14 protein-coding genes are annotated in these 16576 nt (G+C 44.3%); 5 read left to right on the top strand and 9 right to left on the bottom strand.

Annotated features, from left to right (window positions below):
• Positions 1-258: 258 nt before the first annotated feature.
• From Q4Q50_RS13140 to Q4Q50_RS13120, 5 genes are all read right to left on the bottom strand, one after another.
• Positions 259-1002 (bottom strand): cupin domain-containing protein, encoded by a 744-nt coding sequence (locus Q4Q50_RS13140; protein WP_028759672.1) that lies wholly within the window; start codon positions 1000-1002, stop codon positions 259-261.
• 174 nt (positions 1003-1176) lie between these two features.
• A complete protein-coding gene (locus tag Q4Q50_RS13135; protein ID WP_261273110.1) occupies positions 1177-2292 on the bottom strand; it encodes a DcaP family trimeric outer membrane transporter in 1116 nt (371 codons plus the stop codon).
• 127 nt (positions 2293-2419) lie between these two features.
• Complete coding sequence (locus Q4Q50_RS13130) at positions 2420-3556, bottom strand: hypothetical protein (protein WP_259520256.1); 1137 nt, start codon at positions 3554-3556, stop codon at positions 2420-2422.
• 40 nt (positions 3557-3596) lie between these two features.
• Positions 3597-3965, bottom strand: a complete 369-nt coding sequence (locus Q4Q50_RS13125) for a cytochrome c3 family protein (RefSeq protein ID WP_012089430.1) — start codon at positions 3963-3965, stop codon at positions 3597-3599.
• A 5-nt stretch (positions 3966-3970) separates the two neighbouring features.
• On the bottom strand, positions 3971-5491 hold the full coding sequence (locus tag Q4Q50_RS13120; RefSeq protein ID WP_219251615.1) for a flavocytochrome c: 1521 nt from the start codon (positions 5489-5491) through the stop codon (positions 3971-3973).
• 346 nt (positions 5492-5837) lie between these two features.
• On the opposite strand from Q4Q50_RS13120, the gene Q4Q50_RS13115 reads away from it, so the two are divergent.
• On the top strand, positions 5838-6605 hold the full coding sequence (locus Q4Q50_RS13115) for a TetR/AcrR family transcriptional regulator (RefSeq protein ID WP_105252712.1): 768 nt from the start codon (positions 5838-5840) through the stop codon (positions 6603-6605).
• Positions 6606-7397: 792 nt separating this feature from the next.
• Positions 7398-7994, top strand: a complete 597-nt coding sequence (gene trmY / locus Q4Q50_RS13110; protein WP_006086220.1) for a tRNA (pseudouridine(54)-N(1))-methyltransferase TrmY — start codon at positions 7398-7400, stop codon at positions 7992-7994.
• A 28-nt stretch (positions 7995-8022) separates the two neighbouring features.
• On the opposite strand, the gene Q4Q50_RS13105 is transcribed toward trmY, so the two are convergent.
• Positions 8023-8889, bottom strand: coding sequence for a LysR family transcriptional regulator (locus Q4Q50_RS13105; RefSeq protein WP_311899659.1), 867 nt, complete (start codon positions 8887-8889; stop codon positions 8023-8025).
• Between the two features lie 118 nt (positions 8890-9007).
• Here Q4Q50_RS13105 and Q4Q50_RS13100 point away from each other — a divergent pair, with 118 nt between their 5' ends.
• A complete protein-coding gene (locus Q4Q50_RS13100; RefSeq protein WP_311899657.1) occupies positions 9008-10114 on the top strand; it encodes an NADH:flavin oxidoreductase/NADH oxidase in 1107 nt (368 codons plus the stop codon).
• A 434-nt stretch (positions 10115-10548) separates the two neighbouring features.
• Here the strand turns inward: Q4Q50_RS13100 and Q4Q50_RS13095 are convergent, their stop codons facing one another.
• Both Q4Q50_RS13095 and Q4Q50_RS13090 read right to left on the bottom strand, forming a co-directional pair.
• Positions 10549-12336 carry a DUF3413 domain-containing protein gene (locus Q4Q50_RS13095; RefSeq protein ID WP_311899655.1) on the bottom strand — a complete coding sequence of 596 codons (1788 nt, stop codon included), beginning with the start codon at positions 12334-12336 and terminating at the stop codon, positions 10549-10551.
• A gap of 66 nt (positions 12337-12402) precedes the next feature.
• The gene (locus Q4Q50_RS13090; RefSeq protein WP_011847036.1) at positions 12403-12621 is read right to left on the bottom strand and encodes a YejL family protein; all 219 of its coding nucleotides are present in this window, start codon (positions 12619-12621) and stop codon (positions 12403-12405) included.
• A gap of 77 nt (positions 12622-12698) precedes the next feature.
• On the opposite strand from Q4Q50_RS13090, the gene yejK reads away from it, so the two are divergent.
• Entirely contained in the window at positions 12699-13727 is a 1029-nt protein-coding gene (yejK, locus tag Q4Q50_RS13085) for a nucleoid-associated protein YejK (RefSeq protein ID WP_311899653.1), read from the top strand.
• Positions 13728-13882: 155 nt separating this feature from the next.
• On the opposite strand, the gene Q4Q50_RS13080 is transcribed toward yejK, so the two are convergent.
• Complete coding sequence (locus Q4Q50_RS13080) at positions 13883-14881, bottom strand: cytochrome-c peroxidase (RefSeq protein ID WP_311899651.1); 999 nt, start codon at positions 14879-14881, stop codon at positions 13883-13885.
• 469 nt (positions 14882-15350) lie between these two features.
• Between Q4Q50_RS13080 and Q4Q50_RS13075 the strand changes: the two genes are divergently transcribed.
• Complete coding sequence (locus Q4Q50_RS13075; protein WP_106650772.1) at positions 15351-16223, top strand: 6-carboxytetrahydropterin synthase; 873 nt, start codon at positions 15351-15353, stop codon at positions 16221-16223.
• Positions 16224-16576: the final 353 nt, after the last annotated feature.

The raw sequence follows: 16576 nt of genomic DNA, 5'->3' as shown, positions 1-16576 counted from the left end.
GGGGCGTTCATAATTTTGAACGCTATATATGGTGTTGATTATAAATAATTATTTTCGTTACTTTCTCAGAGGGACAAAATTTAGGTATGCTCGGATATACCAACTTCAACAGATCGATTTTGTGATCCTTTGATCTTTGCTTTATGCGCCAATGTTATATCTCCATTTTTTTACTTCGGAGGATGAGGTAGTGGCGATATAAGCGGAACAAAGATGGCTAAACCACCTTCTTAGAAAGGTGGTTTATTTCAATTTGGCTTATTTTTTAAAGAATGCTTCGTTTGTACCATATGGGCCTAGGTTAAGATCACGTTTACGAATGGCATCAACACGATCAAAGGCTTCTTCAGCCACTCTCAAGTTTTTCACATCTTTGCGCCAATAGTATTTAAAACCATCAAAATGAGCATTATTCGGATACCAGTAGAACACGCCTAAACCCTCTTTGTTTAAAATTGGCGTGTTGTGGATATGAGCCCCAGGTATGTAGAAGTATTGACCTTTAGCTAGGGTTTCAAATTTATTGTTTGCTAATGTTTTACTTGTGCCATTTACGACGTAATAACACTCAGGTTGGCCATGAAAGTGCGGCTCATGATCTGACTTGCCACCATTAGTAATACCGATAACAACTGGGCTGTCAGACAATTCTTTCCAAATATAGCCAACGGGAGAGTTTTTAGGGTCGCAGTTTTTTGCTTCTAGGACATTGCCATTATCATCCAAGGTTTTACAGAAACGTTGATCCGCGGCGATGCTGTCGTTGGGTTTAATGGTATTAAAATCGATTTTGCCTGCTTCCCAATCAGTAATATAAGCTTCAATTTCTGGGTTACGACATTGCTCAGGCATAGTATCTTGTGGGACATAAGGAGTACTGTCCGCTGGCACCGGTGTCATTTGTTGATATGGAAGTTGTGCATGGTTACATTGTGGGCCTTGCGCCATAGCTGCCGTTGATGCCAATGCGGCGATTCCAAAAAGCATTTTTAATTTCATCATTATCTATCCTATTGTCTTAATTTTTAAAATGGCGGTATTGTGTTGGTATTATTTTTCTGTCACTAACAATAAAGAGATTGGTCTACCGCAAAGGTGAAATAGATCACGTCATGTTTTCAGTGGCAAACTTATTCGTGACTCTGCTCGCGAATAATCTTATCTGCGACCCTAGCATTAGAAATGGAATTGCAGACTGACTTGTGCATAGTTGGAGGCTCCCTGAGTTGTCCTTGGCTGGGATACTGTGGGCACAAGAGAAGTGATATTGTCTTGCATTTGATAACGACCTATTTCAGCGCCTAAAGTGAGTGATTGGGTTAAATTGGTGAATAAGTTAACCCCAAAATGACTGCGATCTGTTTGTTCTACTTTTGTGGATGTGTGCCCATAAAAGATACTTGAACGTGTGTGTTGGGTCCAAAAGTGCCTATAGGCGAACATGACGGATAAAGAATTTTCTAATTGCCCATCTGTGATATCTCTAGCTGCATCGGTTCCTACATAGCGCCCTAAATGACCATAGTGCAATTGAATACGAAGATCATCTTTCCCTATGGAATGTATTTTTGCCGCTATTGATGTACCACCACCCCATTGGGCTGTATCGGCGGAGTCTAAATATCTTAGTAAACCTGATATCGACACATTACCCCAGTCACCCGATTGGTTGTAACGAACGATCATGTCTGGCAGATAATCATGGTTGGTATCAATCCATAGCGGTTCTGTTGACGTGAGTGCTGTGGCGAATTTAGTTTGTGCACTTGCTTGTTCTGGTGCTTGAGTTCCGTAGGTGTAGGGGTTTTCTAGGGCAAACTGCCAATGGGTTGTGTCATAACGTACCAGCGCTTGTCTTATCATGGCTTGACCAACTAATGGCCCGCCTAAATCGGCCGTTTCAGCAAAGGTGCTGGTATTGACTAAGGTGGACCAAGTTTGCCCAGCCGTTACGCCTTGGTAGGATATAAATGCGTGCCTTAGGCGGGGGCTGTAGGAATTGGAGATGATCGGATTCCCCTGCGCCGAGCCAACAAAGTCGATTTCAGCAAAGGCTTGAACTTCATTTGAGGTGATCGTCATATTTACGCGACTTTCTTGCGCACTGAATTGAGTACGTTTAGTGTTATCAGCGAAAGAACCTCCACCTGTCCAACTGTCTTGAAACTTCAGATTACCTTCAACATAACGTGCGTTTGCCTTAATAAATCCCCCCATTTGTAACTCTGTTCCATAGAGTGGTGAAAACGGAATAAAAAATAGGGATAAGGCGAGTAAAGTGTGTTGCTTCATGGTTGGCTAAATCACATTGAAAAATAAAAAATGCCCTAATAAATAGGGCATAAAAAGAACGGTCGATCAAAACGGCAGGAACGTCCTGATCGACTTGATTATTACAAACAAGAGTTAGAATGGAGAGTTAGAAATAATAGCCAAAGTTGATGTTAATGCGTTTATCCCAATCATTACCGACTTCAGGTAATCCAACATGGTCGTTATTGGCGGTAGAGAAGGTCATATTTTTACCCATAACAAAGTCGATCATTGTGTAGGTAGGGCCTGCAGAAATCGCCATACCAGTGACGTTTTGCATACTGTTATCGTAGCTATCATCATCAACATCTGGCGTCATTAAACCAAAGTCGTTGTAGAACTTAATGCTACCCCAATCTGTGTTTACGGTTTTGGCAATGTTGATGTTATAGGCTTGGCCCTTAGAGGCAATTTCATACTGCCAGCTCACTACTGACACGCCAATTTTATTGGAGTCGATAGCATCTGCAGCATCATATTCATATTGCATGGCTTGCATTTGTAAATTCCAGCCTTTGTAGCTGCTGTCTAAATGCAATGCTACTGCATAGCGATCGCCATTGTTGCCCGTCTCACTGTTGTAGATTTGGCCATACTGCACAGAGCCACCAAAGGTAGTCGAGCCGCCTTCGTATTCTGTTGTATAAGTTTGGCGCACGTTTAACTGGTTAGTTTCTTCATTGTGATACTCAGTGCCATTGATGGTACCGGTATACAAATCGGTCGAATAACGCTTATTCTCGGTCGCACCATATTCAGCATTTTTGTAAAAGGCTAAATCAGTATGCCAGCCATTTTTTTCGTAGGTGGCTTTAAGACCGATATCATGATCATCCTCAAAACCTAAGTAGTAAGGTAGACCAAACCACCAACTGTTAGAAATAAACTCGCGATTACCAAAGGGTACCTTGTTGATACCAAATTGCAGTTGCCAGTCTGGATCAATGTTGTAGTAACCATAACCGTACTTGATATAGTTAGTGCCTGAAGTAAAACGGTATTCTGCGGCTAAACCGAAGTTGCCTTTTTTACCATCAAATTTAATTGCGGCCATATCAAAATTAAAATCGCCGCCTTTGTCTTTTGAGGCTTTGTCATAATCTTTATAACCATAGTTAACACGCACTGCACCGCCAACGTTAATACCATCTTCTTGTTGTTCTGCAGCAAAAGCGGCTGAACTCGACATGGCCATTGCAGTTGCAACCATGGACAGCATAAACCGAGTGGATTGTTTCATCATCGTTACCTTTTATTTTAGTATTTGAATTTTAATAATTAATTTACATTTCTTTGAACCAAGTACGGTGGCATTCAGCACAAACTGGGGCCTTTTTTTCGTGTTCAGCGTGGCAGGCTAAGCAGCTTGCACCTTCGTTGTAGTGCAACGATTTGTGCGGATGAGCTTCTGGGATCGGTAGCTTTTTCTCGTCAACGGGGATACTGGTTATGTCACCGTGACATTCAACGCACGCAGCGTCGGTAGCATTTTGCTTACCTGAACCTTGGTGACAGCTTTTACAGCCTTCTTGATAGAGAGACTCATGATTTACTCGGCCTTGAGTGCTGCCTTTCATTTTGACCAGCTCTCCGGCGTTTACATTGCCAGCAAATACGAATCCAATAAGGAGTGTGAGTAGTAATTTATTCATAATATTTAAGCCTGCATGTCAGATTTGATGGTTTCAGATACGATAATTCCCATCGTCAAGCACTCTAGGCATGCCGTTGAACTTAAACGTGTTCCACCATGTGTACCACCGGTCGCTTCACCAACTGCATACAGTTTCTTAATTGTCGTTAACGATTGACTGTGCATAACACGGGCACCTAAATCGGTTTTTAATCCTCCCATGCAGTAATGCACTTTTGGCCAGATCCGCGAGACAATAAAGGGAGGTTTCAGCTGTACAGCCGTATCCATCATGCGGCCAAAGAGTGGATCAACACCTTTAGGTACTTGTTGGTTGTACTCAGTAACGGTTTGTTTTAACTCATTTAGTGGGATATTAAACTGCTTAGCTAATTGCTCTAGGCTATCGACTTTCCAGGCAATTTGGTCACGCACGGCACGGGTGACGCGTTCATCGCCAACATGGTCATCATGATTAAAAAACACGACAGGATAAGCGGGGGAACCATCTGCATTACGGTTTTTCATTATGGCGTCAGAGCAGGTTTTTCTGTCGGCACGTTCATTCATAAACCGTTTACCATCAAGAACATTGACGGAAATGCCCTTATGGAAACCAATCGACAGTAACGCATTTGACCAACCGAAGCCGCCTTCATCAGGCGAACCCCAGTGGCCAGTTTGAATAAAGCTCATATGTATAGGCAGTGCACCGTGTGCCATGGCTGTAAGAGTGACTTCTCCAGTCGCTCCTAGCGCATTGGTGCAATCAAGTGTCTTATCAAGCGATGGATCAACCAGCTCACGCAGTTTTAAATTTCGAGAAAAACCACCGTGGGCAAGGATAACGGCCTTGTTAGCTTTGATATAGATTGTTTTGCCGGTTTTGAGATCGGGGAAACGATAATTTTGGCGAACTTTGAGGCCGATAATTTCCTGACCATCCATTATGAAATCTTCAACATAGTGTTGAAGACGATATTCAACTCCTTCTTTTTTACCCACTTCATAAAGTTTAGTGGTGATATCGCCGCCTACACCGTGTTGGGTACGAATCGCTCGTGCTTTATTATGTCCACCCACTTGCTGGTTAAATCCTTCGCGAAACTTTACCCCTGCATTAATACACAGGTCATAGGCATCCAGTGCGCGATTAGCCATTTGGCGCAACATGTCAGTATTTTGCATACCGCGGCCAGAAATGATCTGATCTTTAACCAGTTCCTCTGGCGAATCATCTTGAATGCCTTGGGCTAATTGGATTGGGTTTTTGGGAATGGCTAGCCAACCGCCATTAATCGCAGAGTTACCGCCAATGACTTGCATTTTCTCCAGTACAAGTACGGAACCAAGACCTTGGCGTTTAGAATTGAGTGAAGCAGATAAACCCGCGAAACCTGAACCCACGACGATAACATCGCGTGTTTCATCCCATTTTATGTTTGATGCGCACTCGTTAGCTGATGCTGCACTTGGCAGTGCGGCTGCAATACCGCCAATAGCTGCACCTGCACCCAGTTTTAAAAAGTTTCTTCTATTATGCATGTTGTTCACCCTCTACTTCAGTATGCAAGCAAGATAGAGGCTATGGGGCAGGCTAAAGGTGAACTAAGTCACGGCTTTTTTGGAGTGGCAAACTTATTCGTGAGTTATGTCTAGAATAATCTTTTTTGAAAATGAATGTTTTTTGCAACAAAAATGTAAGTGAAGGGATTTTAATCTATGAAAAAAACTTGTTGTTGCAATGTATGCTTGAGGTAACTCACAAAGAACATAAATAAAATGCTCACTTGCGTGAGCTTTATCCCGATTAGTCATCCTTACCCTATAACAGGCATAAGTTAACAACGCATAATTCACGCTTACTTAGCGTTTTATTTGGGTTTAGTGCATGAAATGTCCTTCTGACACACTATCTATTTTAAGGTGCAATCAAATACTGGATGCAGCTGAGCTGTTGATTGAGTCGCAAGGCATCGTCTCTTTTAAGTTTTCTCAACTGGCCAAAGAAGTCGGTTGTTCTACTGGCACCTTGTACAAATTTTTTGAACGTAAGGAAGACGTTTTAGTTTGTCTGTTCCTAAGAAGTGCAACCTCTAATCACTTGCCAATTTTTATTAATAAAAATCCTGAATTAACGGCTAAAGAACGAGTATTGTTGCCAATTCTATTTACCTTTGAAACGATAAAACGCAGCAAAAGCTTTGCAACATTACGTTCTGTTTCTGTTAATACCATGGTATGGCAACTTGCTAGTGATGAAAAAGTCGAACGCTTTAAAAAGCGCATTAATGCGTTCTGGGGCTGGTTTACTGACTCGCTCAATCTAGCAGTAGAAAAAGGGGAATTAGAGGCGACACCATTACAGGTAAAGGAGTTAGTACAGGGCATCACCTTTTATTTAACCGGGGCGTTAACTCAATTTGAGAGCCAGCTTATCGCGCCAGAATACCTTTCTAATCGTCGCGAAACCTGTTACCGACATTTGGCTAAATTGATGGGGCAATATAAGTGGAAAATGCCCTTAACCCCAGAATTATATGATTCTTTAGAGGCCAGAACGATTAAGTTCTTCGACCAACATTATCGTGATCATATGAGTTGCGCTGCATGTAGTGCGCTGTCTTGTACAAATGGTGTTGGGGGTAACGGTGATTGAAATCAACAAAGCTCTGTTTCAGTAGGTTTTATACTTGTGCCCAAATTCAACTCAGAAGAATGGTTTCTTTTACGGATAATTTATCAAACTAGTGTGTTGCGGCTCTTCATAGCAATCTAATTTTTGATCAAACTTTATTATGCTTCTAGATAAAGTCGGAGCGACGTTGGCCTGAATAAAGTCATCAGGCTAGGTATGCCTGCAAATAATTCGTTCACTGTTCATATTTTCAGCATGAAATATTCGTTTAAAAAAATAGATTAGATTTGCTTGTGCTAAAAATAGTGCAAATTGTACGGTCAAATACAGTGTAAGCTATTGAATGCACAGGCTGCACATTTCGCATTTGCATGTAAATGCACATAAATTATTAGGGTAATTAAAACGTGCAAAATTACATGATTTATGTTTAAATTTAGCAGGTTATGATTAAACGGTTCACTGTCATGGGGTGTCATGGGGTGTCATGGGGTGTCATGGGGTGTCATGGGGCGGAGGTTCGAATCCTCTCATACCGACCAAATTAAATGCTTAATTGTTAGGCTGTTTTAATTATTAAGATAAGTGACAGTTAAGTAAAAACAAAACCCCGTGGTAGCATTGCTATACGGGGTTTTGTTTTTTTATATCTTTTTTGTAGTCATGAGGACGAACGCTAATCGTTTAAGCTCCAGTAGTCGACGTCATTGGTACCACTAAGACAAAAATCCTCAACGTGAAATGACAAGTTTCACACAGATATTTGAATTCGCCATTTAGCATTTAAGACATTATTGAGTAGGACATTTACCTATGCGCGCGTTTGTTTTACGAGCAAGATCTGCACCTACTGACAGTCAGTTGTTTTTGGCTTCTGTCGGCCAAGAGGCGCACACCGAAATTTTGGCTCATACCCTAATGAACACTATCTTTGTGGCTCAGTCTCATCGAAACGATGTTGTCGTTTATCTAGTGTTAGAAAGTACCCATGATTTTTCCCGCACTATTTGCTTTGATACTCGAAATATTTGCCATATTGGCGGTTTTCACGAACAAGCTTTGCTGACGAAAATTGCCAAGGCCTTAGATATTTCTCGGGGCATGACGAAAGAGCAAACTCGCGTTGTGGATGAGGGCATAACTGTGAGCACCATCAGTTTTGAAAAGCTGGTGCAGGACCTCGCGGTGGATTATCAATTGTTTATGATGGATAAGAAGGGCACTTCTATCCGTGAGCAGGAGTTTGTGGGTAATCCGTGTTTTTTGCTGACCGATCATATTCCTATGCCGAAGAAAAGTTTTAATACCTTGAAACGACTCGGTGCGCAAAAGATCAGCCTTGGGCCTAAGATGCTGTTTGCTTCCCAGTGCGTAGTACTGATCCATAATGAATTGGATATCAATCAGTAGCCAGTAGCCAGTAGCCGCTGAGCCCTATCTATATCTTGCCCTTTAAAAACGCGATCGCTTTTTGGGCTCTGCGTGACAAGGGCCATTCCGCGCGGTGGATAAGCCAAATGGTGTCTACAACTTGGCTGCCACATTCAACAACATAGATATCTTGTTGTCGTTCAAAGGCTTTGCGGGCGTATTGCGGGATGACTGTAAATCCGAGCCCTTTCGCGACAGGTTCGAGGATCAGGCTGATTTGGTTAGTAAATCCCCTACAGGGAATGTCTTGAATACCGGGATGACTTGGATATTTACGGCTAAGTAACCGAGTTGCCATGGCTTCGCCATCGGGATGGGAGATAAACCCTAGCCGTTGTAAATCAATCCACTCATGTTGTTTATGGCTTGCAGGTACCACAAGCTCAAGCGGCTCTTCGGTGAAATGCGTGCTGTGAATACGAGGATCGGAAGGTTTTAAGGTCACCATGCCGATTTCATGTTCATTGGCTAGCACTGAGGCGACTATTTCACTGTCAGGGGCAAAACGGTGGTGAATGTTTAACGCCGGAAAGGCTTGTTGTAGTTCGATTAATAGCGGAAAGAGTGTTAAACCAATGCTCCCCGGAGTGATAAGGCTAATATCGCCGACCTCAGCATCATCATGGATCAGTTTCTGCTGTAGGCGTTTTTGCGCGCATTCGACGTCTTTAACGTAGGTCAGCAGGTTTTCGCCAATCGGAGTGATTTCAAGTTGACGGGGGCGGCGTAAAAACAGTGTGCCGTATTCTTCTTCTAAGCGACTGATATGTTGGCTCACGGCCGCTTGGGTGATACCTATGGCTTCGGCGGTTCGGGTGAAGTTACCTTTCTCGACCAGAACAGCAAAGGTGTGTAACCACTGTAGATTTATCATAAGCAAACTTTATCAACTCTATAATCTGTGCGTGCTTTCAATTATGGCATGATAAGGCTAGTCTGTCGTCATTCAGTATTCCATTCCTTTTTGATTCTATTTGACACAGGAAACACCTATGGCCGATCTATTTTCATCCTTCAAACTTAAAGATATTACCCTCAAAAATCGTATTGCTGTTGCGCCCATGTGCCAATATCAAGCCACGGACGGACTCAGCAACGATTGGCATCAGGTGCATTATACTAGCCTTGCCCGTGGCGGAGCGGGTCTTGTTGTAGTTGAAGCCACTGCAGTTTCTCCTGAAGGACGTATCACTCCCAAATGCCTTGGACTATGGAATGACGAACAAGCCCAAGGCCTAGCTAAGGTGGCCAGCGCGATTAAAAATGCCGGCGCAGTGGCGGGGATTCAGATTGGTCATGCGGGCCGTAAAGCGAGTGCCAATATCCCGTGGGAAGGTGATGACCATATTCCTAATGGTGAAGGACAAGGCTGGCAACCGATTGCACCGTCTGCTGTTGCTTTTGGCGCAAACTTACCTAAAGTGCCTACCGCCATGACGATTGAGGACATTGAGCGCGTTAAAGCAGACTTTGTGGCGGCGGCAAAACGGGCCTTAGCCGCAGGATTTGAATGGTTAGAGCTGCATTTTGCCCACGGTTATTTAGCCCAAAGTTTCTTTTCAACCTATGCCAATGAACGCACCGACCAATATGGTGGCAGTGCAGAAGGGCGGGGACGCTTTTTGTTAGAAACGGTTGCAGCGGTAAGAGACGTTTGGCCACAGCATTTACCCTTAACGGCGCGATTTGGCGTGATTGAATTCGACCATAAAGATGAAGAAACGCTAACTGAATCAATCGCCTTGGTGAAGCAATTTAAGCAAGCTGGGCTCGATATGTTAAACGTCAGTATTTGTTTTTCAACGCCGACGGCAAATATTCCTTGGAGCCCTGCATTCTTAGCGCCTATTGCTGCGCGGGTTCGACAAGAAGTGGGTTTCCCTGTTGCGACGTCTTGGGGCATGGATAATCCACTGCACGCCAATGCTGCTATTGAAGATGAACAAATGGATTTAGTGATGATAGGTAAAGCCTTTTTAGCGAATCCACATTGGCCATATCAAGCGGCGCAAACCTTAAAGATTGCGCGCCCATCTTGGGTATTACCCGCTTCCTACGCCCATTGGTTAGAGCGTTACTCCACGGTTAAAGCCGATTGATTTTGAGCTGACGTGATTGCGAGCTAACATGGTTGTGAGCTGGCATAATTGCGAGTTAGCTTGAGAGTGAGCTGAGTTAGTTATCGTACTGGCTTGATTTTGTACAAGGTAAAGCAGGCCTCAAGATTCAGCACAAGTCTTAAAAGCCGCTATCTATGGATAGCGGCTTTTTGCTTTGGGGATAAAGCTTAGGTTGCAGGCTCCGCGCGGCTGTAGCTTATATCAGACTCAGACTCAGACTCAGACTCAGACTCAGACTCAGACTCAGACTCAGATACTGTACTCTGATATTAATCTCTTATAGTGAGCTTTGAGCTGGGATTAGTGCCGTATTGAGAACTGGACTCTGACTTTTAGGCACTCATCCTGCCGTGTAGGGAATAAAAAAGCCCCAATCCGCAGGGAGTAGGGCTTCTTCAAGCAGAGGATGAAGATTAGTGATTATAGAAACGTCGACCTTCGCGCATCACTTCAATCAACTCAGGCGCACTCATTTTCTTATTGAGCCTATGTTCATAGTTTTCATCGTAAATACGGTATTTGCCGTGGCGGTCAATCACTGTCACTTCCGCTTCTTGGTAGATAGCGAAGATGCGGCTATCACCAATATAGATCCACGTTTCTTTACTCGGCTGCAATAGACTGCGGCCAGCGCTGTATTCAGTGGTGTTATTGGTACAACCGAGCACATGGGTCATCAGGGTCGGCGCGATGCCGTAATGGCTAGTGCGGTATTTGACCTTAGACGCGCCCGTATTGGGCCAGTGGATCACTAAGGGCACTTTGACACTTTGTGGTGACAGGTTGCGATTCGCTTCGTCACTGTTACTGGTGAACATCTTGCCATTCACCCCTGTGATAATCACTAAGGTATCCTTGGGCACATTGGCCAGCATTGCCTTAAGTTGTTGATCGACAAAATACAGTGATTGGCGATATTGATTAAACAGTACCTTTTGCGCCGGCATCAGGGCGGGATCGGCTTTCACTGTTTCAATGCCAAGGAAACCCACGGGAGTATCGAAATTTTCCGGCGCTTTTAAGTTAACAAGTGCAAACCAAGGTTTATTTTGGATGCTGTGCCACTCGTTAAAACTGGCCACTGTGTGCAAGTCGGCATCGGCGCTGCCATTGGTTTCTTTAGCAATCACAGGATTGAAATCATTAAACATCGCCTGTGACGAACGCAAATTAAGATTGGTTTCAGGCAGGAAAAGCCCCAGTTCATAACCCGCTTGCTGGAAGCTTCTGGTCATTAGCGGACTGGTGCTATTAAAAATTCGCGCATCGCCATAACTGCCTTGCAGGCCGTAGAGTAGCGAAAACATGCCGGTTCTAAATTGGTTGCCGCCGCTGAAATGCTGGGTAAAAGACTGATTACTTTCAGTGTATTGCTGCAAGAATGGCATGCTTTTACCATCAACCATATCCGCACGCAAACTATCGATGGTGATCATCAATACATTGATTTTAGTGTCAGCTTGGCAGGTCAGTGGCTGCTCTGGATAGCTGAGTACACTGGTGTTGTGATTGACGTCATCGCCTTGGTATGAACCATCGATACCGTGACTTTCCATAAAGGAGCGAGCAGTCGCGGGATAAGATAAAGGATAAGTATCGTCGAAACGGGTAATTTCGGTGATATCGGCGGCATCGGCCCAAATGTGGATCAAGTGGCTGCTGATAAAACAGATACACACTAAGGTGATAACTTTATTGCCTAAATTGAGTTTTTGGATTTTCTCTATGCGTTTCCACAAAAAATTGGCCATGGTCAGTTCAATGGCGATGATGGCCAGCGGTGTGACGATATAAGAAGTACCACGGAGCAGGGCATTGAGATCCGCCCAAGCTAAATCGAAGGCGAAGGGGCTCAAGTGCATGCCGTAATCGGCGTAAACAATGGTATCGTACAATAAGATACAAAGACTTAGGGTCGCGATCACCGCCGCGACACCTCTTAATATCTTCGAATAAGGCAATATCAAGGTTAGTGGAAATAGGCAGATCAAATAGGCGATAAAGGCGAGAAAGCTAAACTGACCAATAGTGCTGACGCTCAGATAAAACCAGCCATACCAAGTTTCTGGATAACCCACGCTGCCAAGGTATCGGCTTCCGACTATCATGGCTAATAAGCCATTGAAGAAGGCGAACCAATGCCCCCAGTTGATGAGCCGGGAAACCCGATCGCGGCTCATTTGCTTTTTTCGCTCGACCATAGTGATCCGCTTATTCCTAAAAGACCTTGTATCTTATATTCTTTTGACGATTATTACCCAGTTAACTTACTGGGATTTAACCGATTGTGCGAGTGCTTTTGCAAATTGTTCGGCCACGGCTTGGCGCGATTCGCTTGGCACTTTACGTTCTAGCAGGTTTGTCACGCAGTTACCCAATGCCATCAGGCTCAGGTCAGTCGGTGCTTTATGCTTTTCTAACACAGCCAATATTTCGGCGATTAATGATTCAACTTGGGTGTTTGAGTATTTCGATTGGATTGCCATAATCAAAAAATGTTTCACTTTGGAATGGATTAGCGGCATATAATAGCGGATTTATCCCAGTATCACTATCAGGGCTTATGAGTATTAACATCGAACACGCAATTATTCACGAGATTTCTCAGGACAGTCAGGGGCAATTACGCTGCCGTTTGCGTCCTCAACCTCTGCTGAACGGTCAGGCGGTCGAGGTGATGCTCGACGAGTTACACCAGACTTATACGGGAAAGGCCGGTAAAGGTTTTGGCTATTTTGGGATTCACGGCGACGACGGTGAGGCCAATCCTGCTTTTGCCAATGCGCTAACTCAATACCGTGGCGGCGATTTAGGGTTTGTGGAATTTTCAGGCCAAGCCAGTAAATTGCTGCAAGATGAATTGTCGAAATACGATTTCAGCCAAGGCGGTTTTTTGCTGATGTCTTGCTACACCAGCATCACCAGCGATTATCTGTTTGTCGCCTTATTAAGTGCTAAGTCGTCGATGACTGTGTTAGACGATATGGAACTGTCGCAAAATAATCATTTGGATTTAAACAATATCCAACTGGCGGCGCGTATCGATTTAACCGAGTGGCAAGCTGATAAAGACTCGCGTAAATACATTTCCTTTATCCGTGGCCGCGCGGGACGTAAAGTGGCCGACTTTTTCCTCGACTTTATGGGCTGCGTCGAAGGTGTCAACACTAAGGCGCAAAACAAAACCTTAATGAATGCGGTTGAAGATTTTGTTGCCAGCAGTGAGCTGACGAAAGACGAGCGCCAGCAGTGCCGTAATAAAGTGTTTGAATATTGCAGTGAGCGCTTCGATGAAGGCGCTGACATCGAGATCAAAGACTTGGCCGATGAGTTAGCCGATCAAGGTATGGATTCTTTCTACGATTTTGCCCGTGGCGGCAGTTATGATCTCGATGAAGAGTTTCCGGCCGATAAATCAACCCTGCGCCAATTGAAGAAGTTTTCAGGTACTGGCGGCGGCGTAACGTTAAGTTTTGATGGCGGCCACTTAGGCCAACGGGTGATTTACGATCCCATTTCGGACACGATTTTAATCAAAGGCGTGCCAGCTAACTTGAAAGATCAGCTCGACCGTCGTCTTAAAGGCGAATAGCACTTAATTAATCCATCGTTTTTTAAGCGAACGAATAACCCAAGGCCGAGAGTTTTTACTCTCGGCCTTTTGCTAACCTAATCACCAAATCACTAAGTGTCGCGCTGACTCAGTTTCTAAGTGAGAACTTCTTAGTCAGTGACTCGTTGCCTATGTTAATTATTGGAGCTAAATGGCACTGGACGTGGCGTATCTTTATTCGATGGTGGCAAAATCGGCAGCGTGATTTGTGGCTGTTCGCCTGTTAAGGCTTCAAGGAAGGCGACCATTTCTTTCACTTCTTGGTCAGAGAGTTTTTGCCCCAATTGAATGTCTGCCATGGTATTCACCGCTTCTTCTAAGGTCCAGACGCTGCCATCATGGAAGTAGGGATAGGTGAGCTCAATATTGCGTAGTGTAGGCACTTTAAACACATATTTATCAGCTTCTTTACCTGTGACCCCCTTACGACCTTCTGCTGGGTTATTGGTGTGGAACGGTTTGATGAGTCCCATTTTCATATACATGGTTCCACCAACTGCGGGGCCGTTATGGCAACTCACGCAACCTTTATCCTTGAAGAGTTGGTAACCCGCTTTGGCATTCGCGCTGATGGCATCTTGCTTGCCCAGAAGAAATTGATCGAAGGGGCTATTAGGGGTGACTAAGGTTTTTTCAAAGGTGGCAATCGCATCGGTTAAACGGTCAATTGTGACTTTTTCATCGCCATAGACCTTGGCGAAGTGCGCTCGGTAGGCGGGCATAGAGGCGATAGTTTCAGTTGCGAGTTCATGGGTAAAGCCCATCTCTTTCGGGTTGGCGATAGGGCCCGCGGCTTGTTCTTTCAAATCACTGGCACGACCGTCCCAAAATTGAGCCAGCATAAAGTCGGCATTAAGCACTGTGGGTGAGTTAATTGGGCCTTCCTGCCAATGATGACCAATAGACGTTGGCAGAGCATCGACACCACCAGTGGATAAATTATGGCAAGAGTTACAAGAGATAAAGCCAGATTTAGACAGTCTGGGTTCGAAGAACAGCATTTTACCTAATTCAACTTTTTCAGGCTCAGTGATCTTGGCTGCTGTAATGACTTCGATGGGTTCTGCACTGATAGCATGGGTACTGGCTAATATACCTGCGATGAAAATGGCGATAGATGTAAGTTTGGTCATCTTATTTCTCCCTGTATAACCTTGATTTTTGTATGGTTTAACAGGGATGCTAGCGGTTAATGATGCTGAGTGATAATGCTTTGTTTCGATTGGGTCTATCGCTGTTGCGGATTAAGCTTTTGCGATCTAATTCGCTGTTTTTACGTTGTTATTTTGCTAGGTTGAGTGGTATTTCTGTTAAGGCTTTATCTGTTAATCGACAAGGTCGATGCATTGTTGCTTTCTGCCTATCGGTACCTGATGGTTGCAATGAGTCGAATTGCTGGATTTTCGACTACCTGATACACACCTCTGATACAAAATATTGGGCCGAGTGGATTCATTTGTCGCGACAATAGACGGAATTGATTAGAATCTCCATTCATGTTGAGTTAACTCGTGTTGAGTGCCTCAAGTTAGCATGCTCGGCCATCGCCAAGCGGTGCTATAAAATTACATAGGCGGACTGTTTTTCTGCCGAGGAGCGTTAATGCAATTGTTTGTCAAAGATTTAACTGTGATCGATTTTTCCTATTTGTGCCCAAAGCGCGGCATGGTGGGGGAGAGTTGGATTGTTGATGTTCTGCTAGAGGGCGGATTAGACGAGCAAAACATGGTGCTCGATTTTGCTAAAGTCAAACGCACGATCAAGCAAACCATAGATGCGGTGGCCGATCATCGTTTATTAGTGCCTACGGCCTGCAGCAGTGTGCGATGGCAACAGCAGGGCGATAGAGTATGGATGGATTTTGATAGTCAGTTAGGTGAAATTCATTTGGCCTGTCCTTCCCAAGCCTTTGCCTTAGTGCCGACCGAAGAGATTGATATTCCCAGTGTGAATGCCTTTTTACAGAAAGCGTTACGTGAAGCTTTACCTAAGAATGTCGAAGGGATCACGCTCACCTTGAGACATGAAATCCTCGATACGCCTTACTACCATTACAGCCATGGTTTACGTAAACACGATGGTAATTGTCAGCGTATCGCCCATGGACATCGTAGCCCTATTCACGTTTATGAAAATGGCAGCCCAGCACCAAAGTGGGATGAGTATTGGGCCAAGCGATGGCACGATATTTATTTGGGCAGTGAAGAGGATTTAGTTTCAGTTGACACTCTCAATCTTTCGTCGCAAACACGGATCACCGATAGCAGCCACTATGGTTTTCACTATCAAGCGCCCCAAGGGGATTTCCAATTGGCAATGCCAAAGGAATGCTGTGATTTAATTCCCCACGACACCACGGTTGAGTTGTTAGCCGATTATATTGCCACGACATTAGTCGCTAAAGTGCCAGGAAGTCAGTTTAAAGTGGTGGCGTTTGAAGGTGTAGGTAAAGGCGCGATTGTGTCTAAGGGATAAGCGCTAAGTTTGGGTAGCTAAGTTTAGGTAAATAGAGCCGAGTAAATATAAATTACTTGCTGAAAGAGCCTCGGCAGATTGTCGGGGCTTTTTTGTGTATTCATCGTATTAGAAGAATAGTGAGTGTTAGTATCTGCAATACATGAGCTATTAAACATGAGGGATTTGGCGCCGCTGTAGATCGATTTTTGTGGCGGGTTAGGTTAACGTGTCGCATGTGTTTAATCGGTCAGTGTTTAGCGATTCAGAGTTGGTGATGAGTCAGTGATGTGCTGGTGATGCGTTAGTGTCGTGCAGAACGCATTCAGTGGGCATTGCCCTGAGTTGACCATCGAGAAGGATTTTTGTGAAGA

This window comes from Shewanella scandinavica, from assembly GCF_031932065.1.
Lineage (GTDB): Bacteria > Pseudomonadota > Gammaproteobacteria > Enterobacterales > Shewanellaceae > Shewanella > Shewanella baltica.
Note: the sequence above shows the minus strand (reverse complement) of the source record. Positions and strands in the feature narration are given on the sequence as shown.

Coding starts and splice junctions, on each gene's coding strand:
- Q4Q50_RS13140 (WP_028759672.1), bottom strand. CDS start 1,002: ATGATGAAATTAAAAATGCTTTTTGGAATCGCCGCATTGGCATCAACG.
- Q4Q50_RS13135 (WP_261273110.1), bottom strand. CDS start 2,292: ATGAAGCAACACACTTTACTCGCCTTATCCCTATTTTTTATTCCGTTT.
- Q4Q50_RS13130 (WP_259520256.1), bottom strand. CDS start 3,556: ATGATGAAACAATCCACTCGGTTTATGCTGTCCATGGTTGCAACTGCA.
- Q4Q50_RS13125 (WP_012089430.1), bottom strand. CDS start 3,965: ATGAATAAATTACTACTCACACTCCTTATTGGATTCGTATTTGCTGGC.
- Q4Q50_RS13120 (WP_219251615.1), bottom strand. CDS start 5,491: ATGCATAATAGAAGAAACTTTTTAAAACTGGGTGCAGGTGCAGCTATT.
- Q4Q50_RS13115 (WP_105252712.1), top strand. CDS start 5,838: ATGAAATGTCCTTCTGACACACTATCTATTTTAAGGTGCAATCAAATA.
- trmY (WP_006086220.1), top strand. CDS start 7,398: ATGCGCGCGTTTGTTTTACGAGCAAGATCTGCACCTACTGACAGTCAG.
- Q4Q50_RS13105 (WP_311899659.1), bottom strand. CDS start 8,889: ATGATAAATCTACAGTGGTTACACACCTTTGCTGTTCTGGTCGAGAAA.
- Q4Q50_RS13100 (WP_311899657.1), top strand. CDS start 9,008: ATGGCCGATCTATTTTCATCCTTCAAACTTAAAGATATTACCCTCAAA.
- Q4Q50_RS13095 (WP_311899655.1), bottom strand. CDS start 12,336: ATGGTCGAGCGAAAAAAGCAAATGAGCCGCGATCGGGTTTCCCGGCTC.
- Q4Q50_RS13090 (WP_011847036.1), bottom strand. CDS start 12,621: ATGGCAATCCAATCGAAATACTCAAACACCCAAGTTGAATCATTAATC.
- yejK (WP_311899653.1), top strand. CDS start 12,699: ATGAGTATTAACATCGAACACGCAATTATTCACGAGATTTCTCAGGAC.
- Q4Q50_RS13080 (WP_311899651.1), bottom strand. CDS start 14,881: ATGACCAAACTTACATCTATCGCCATTTTCATCGCAGGTATATTAGCC.
- Q4Q50_RS13075 (WP_106650772.1), top strand. CDS start 15,351: ATGCAATTGTTTGTCAAAGATTTAACTGTGATCGATTTTTCCTATTTG.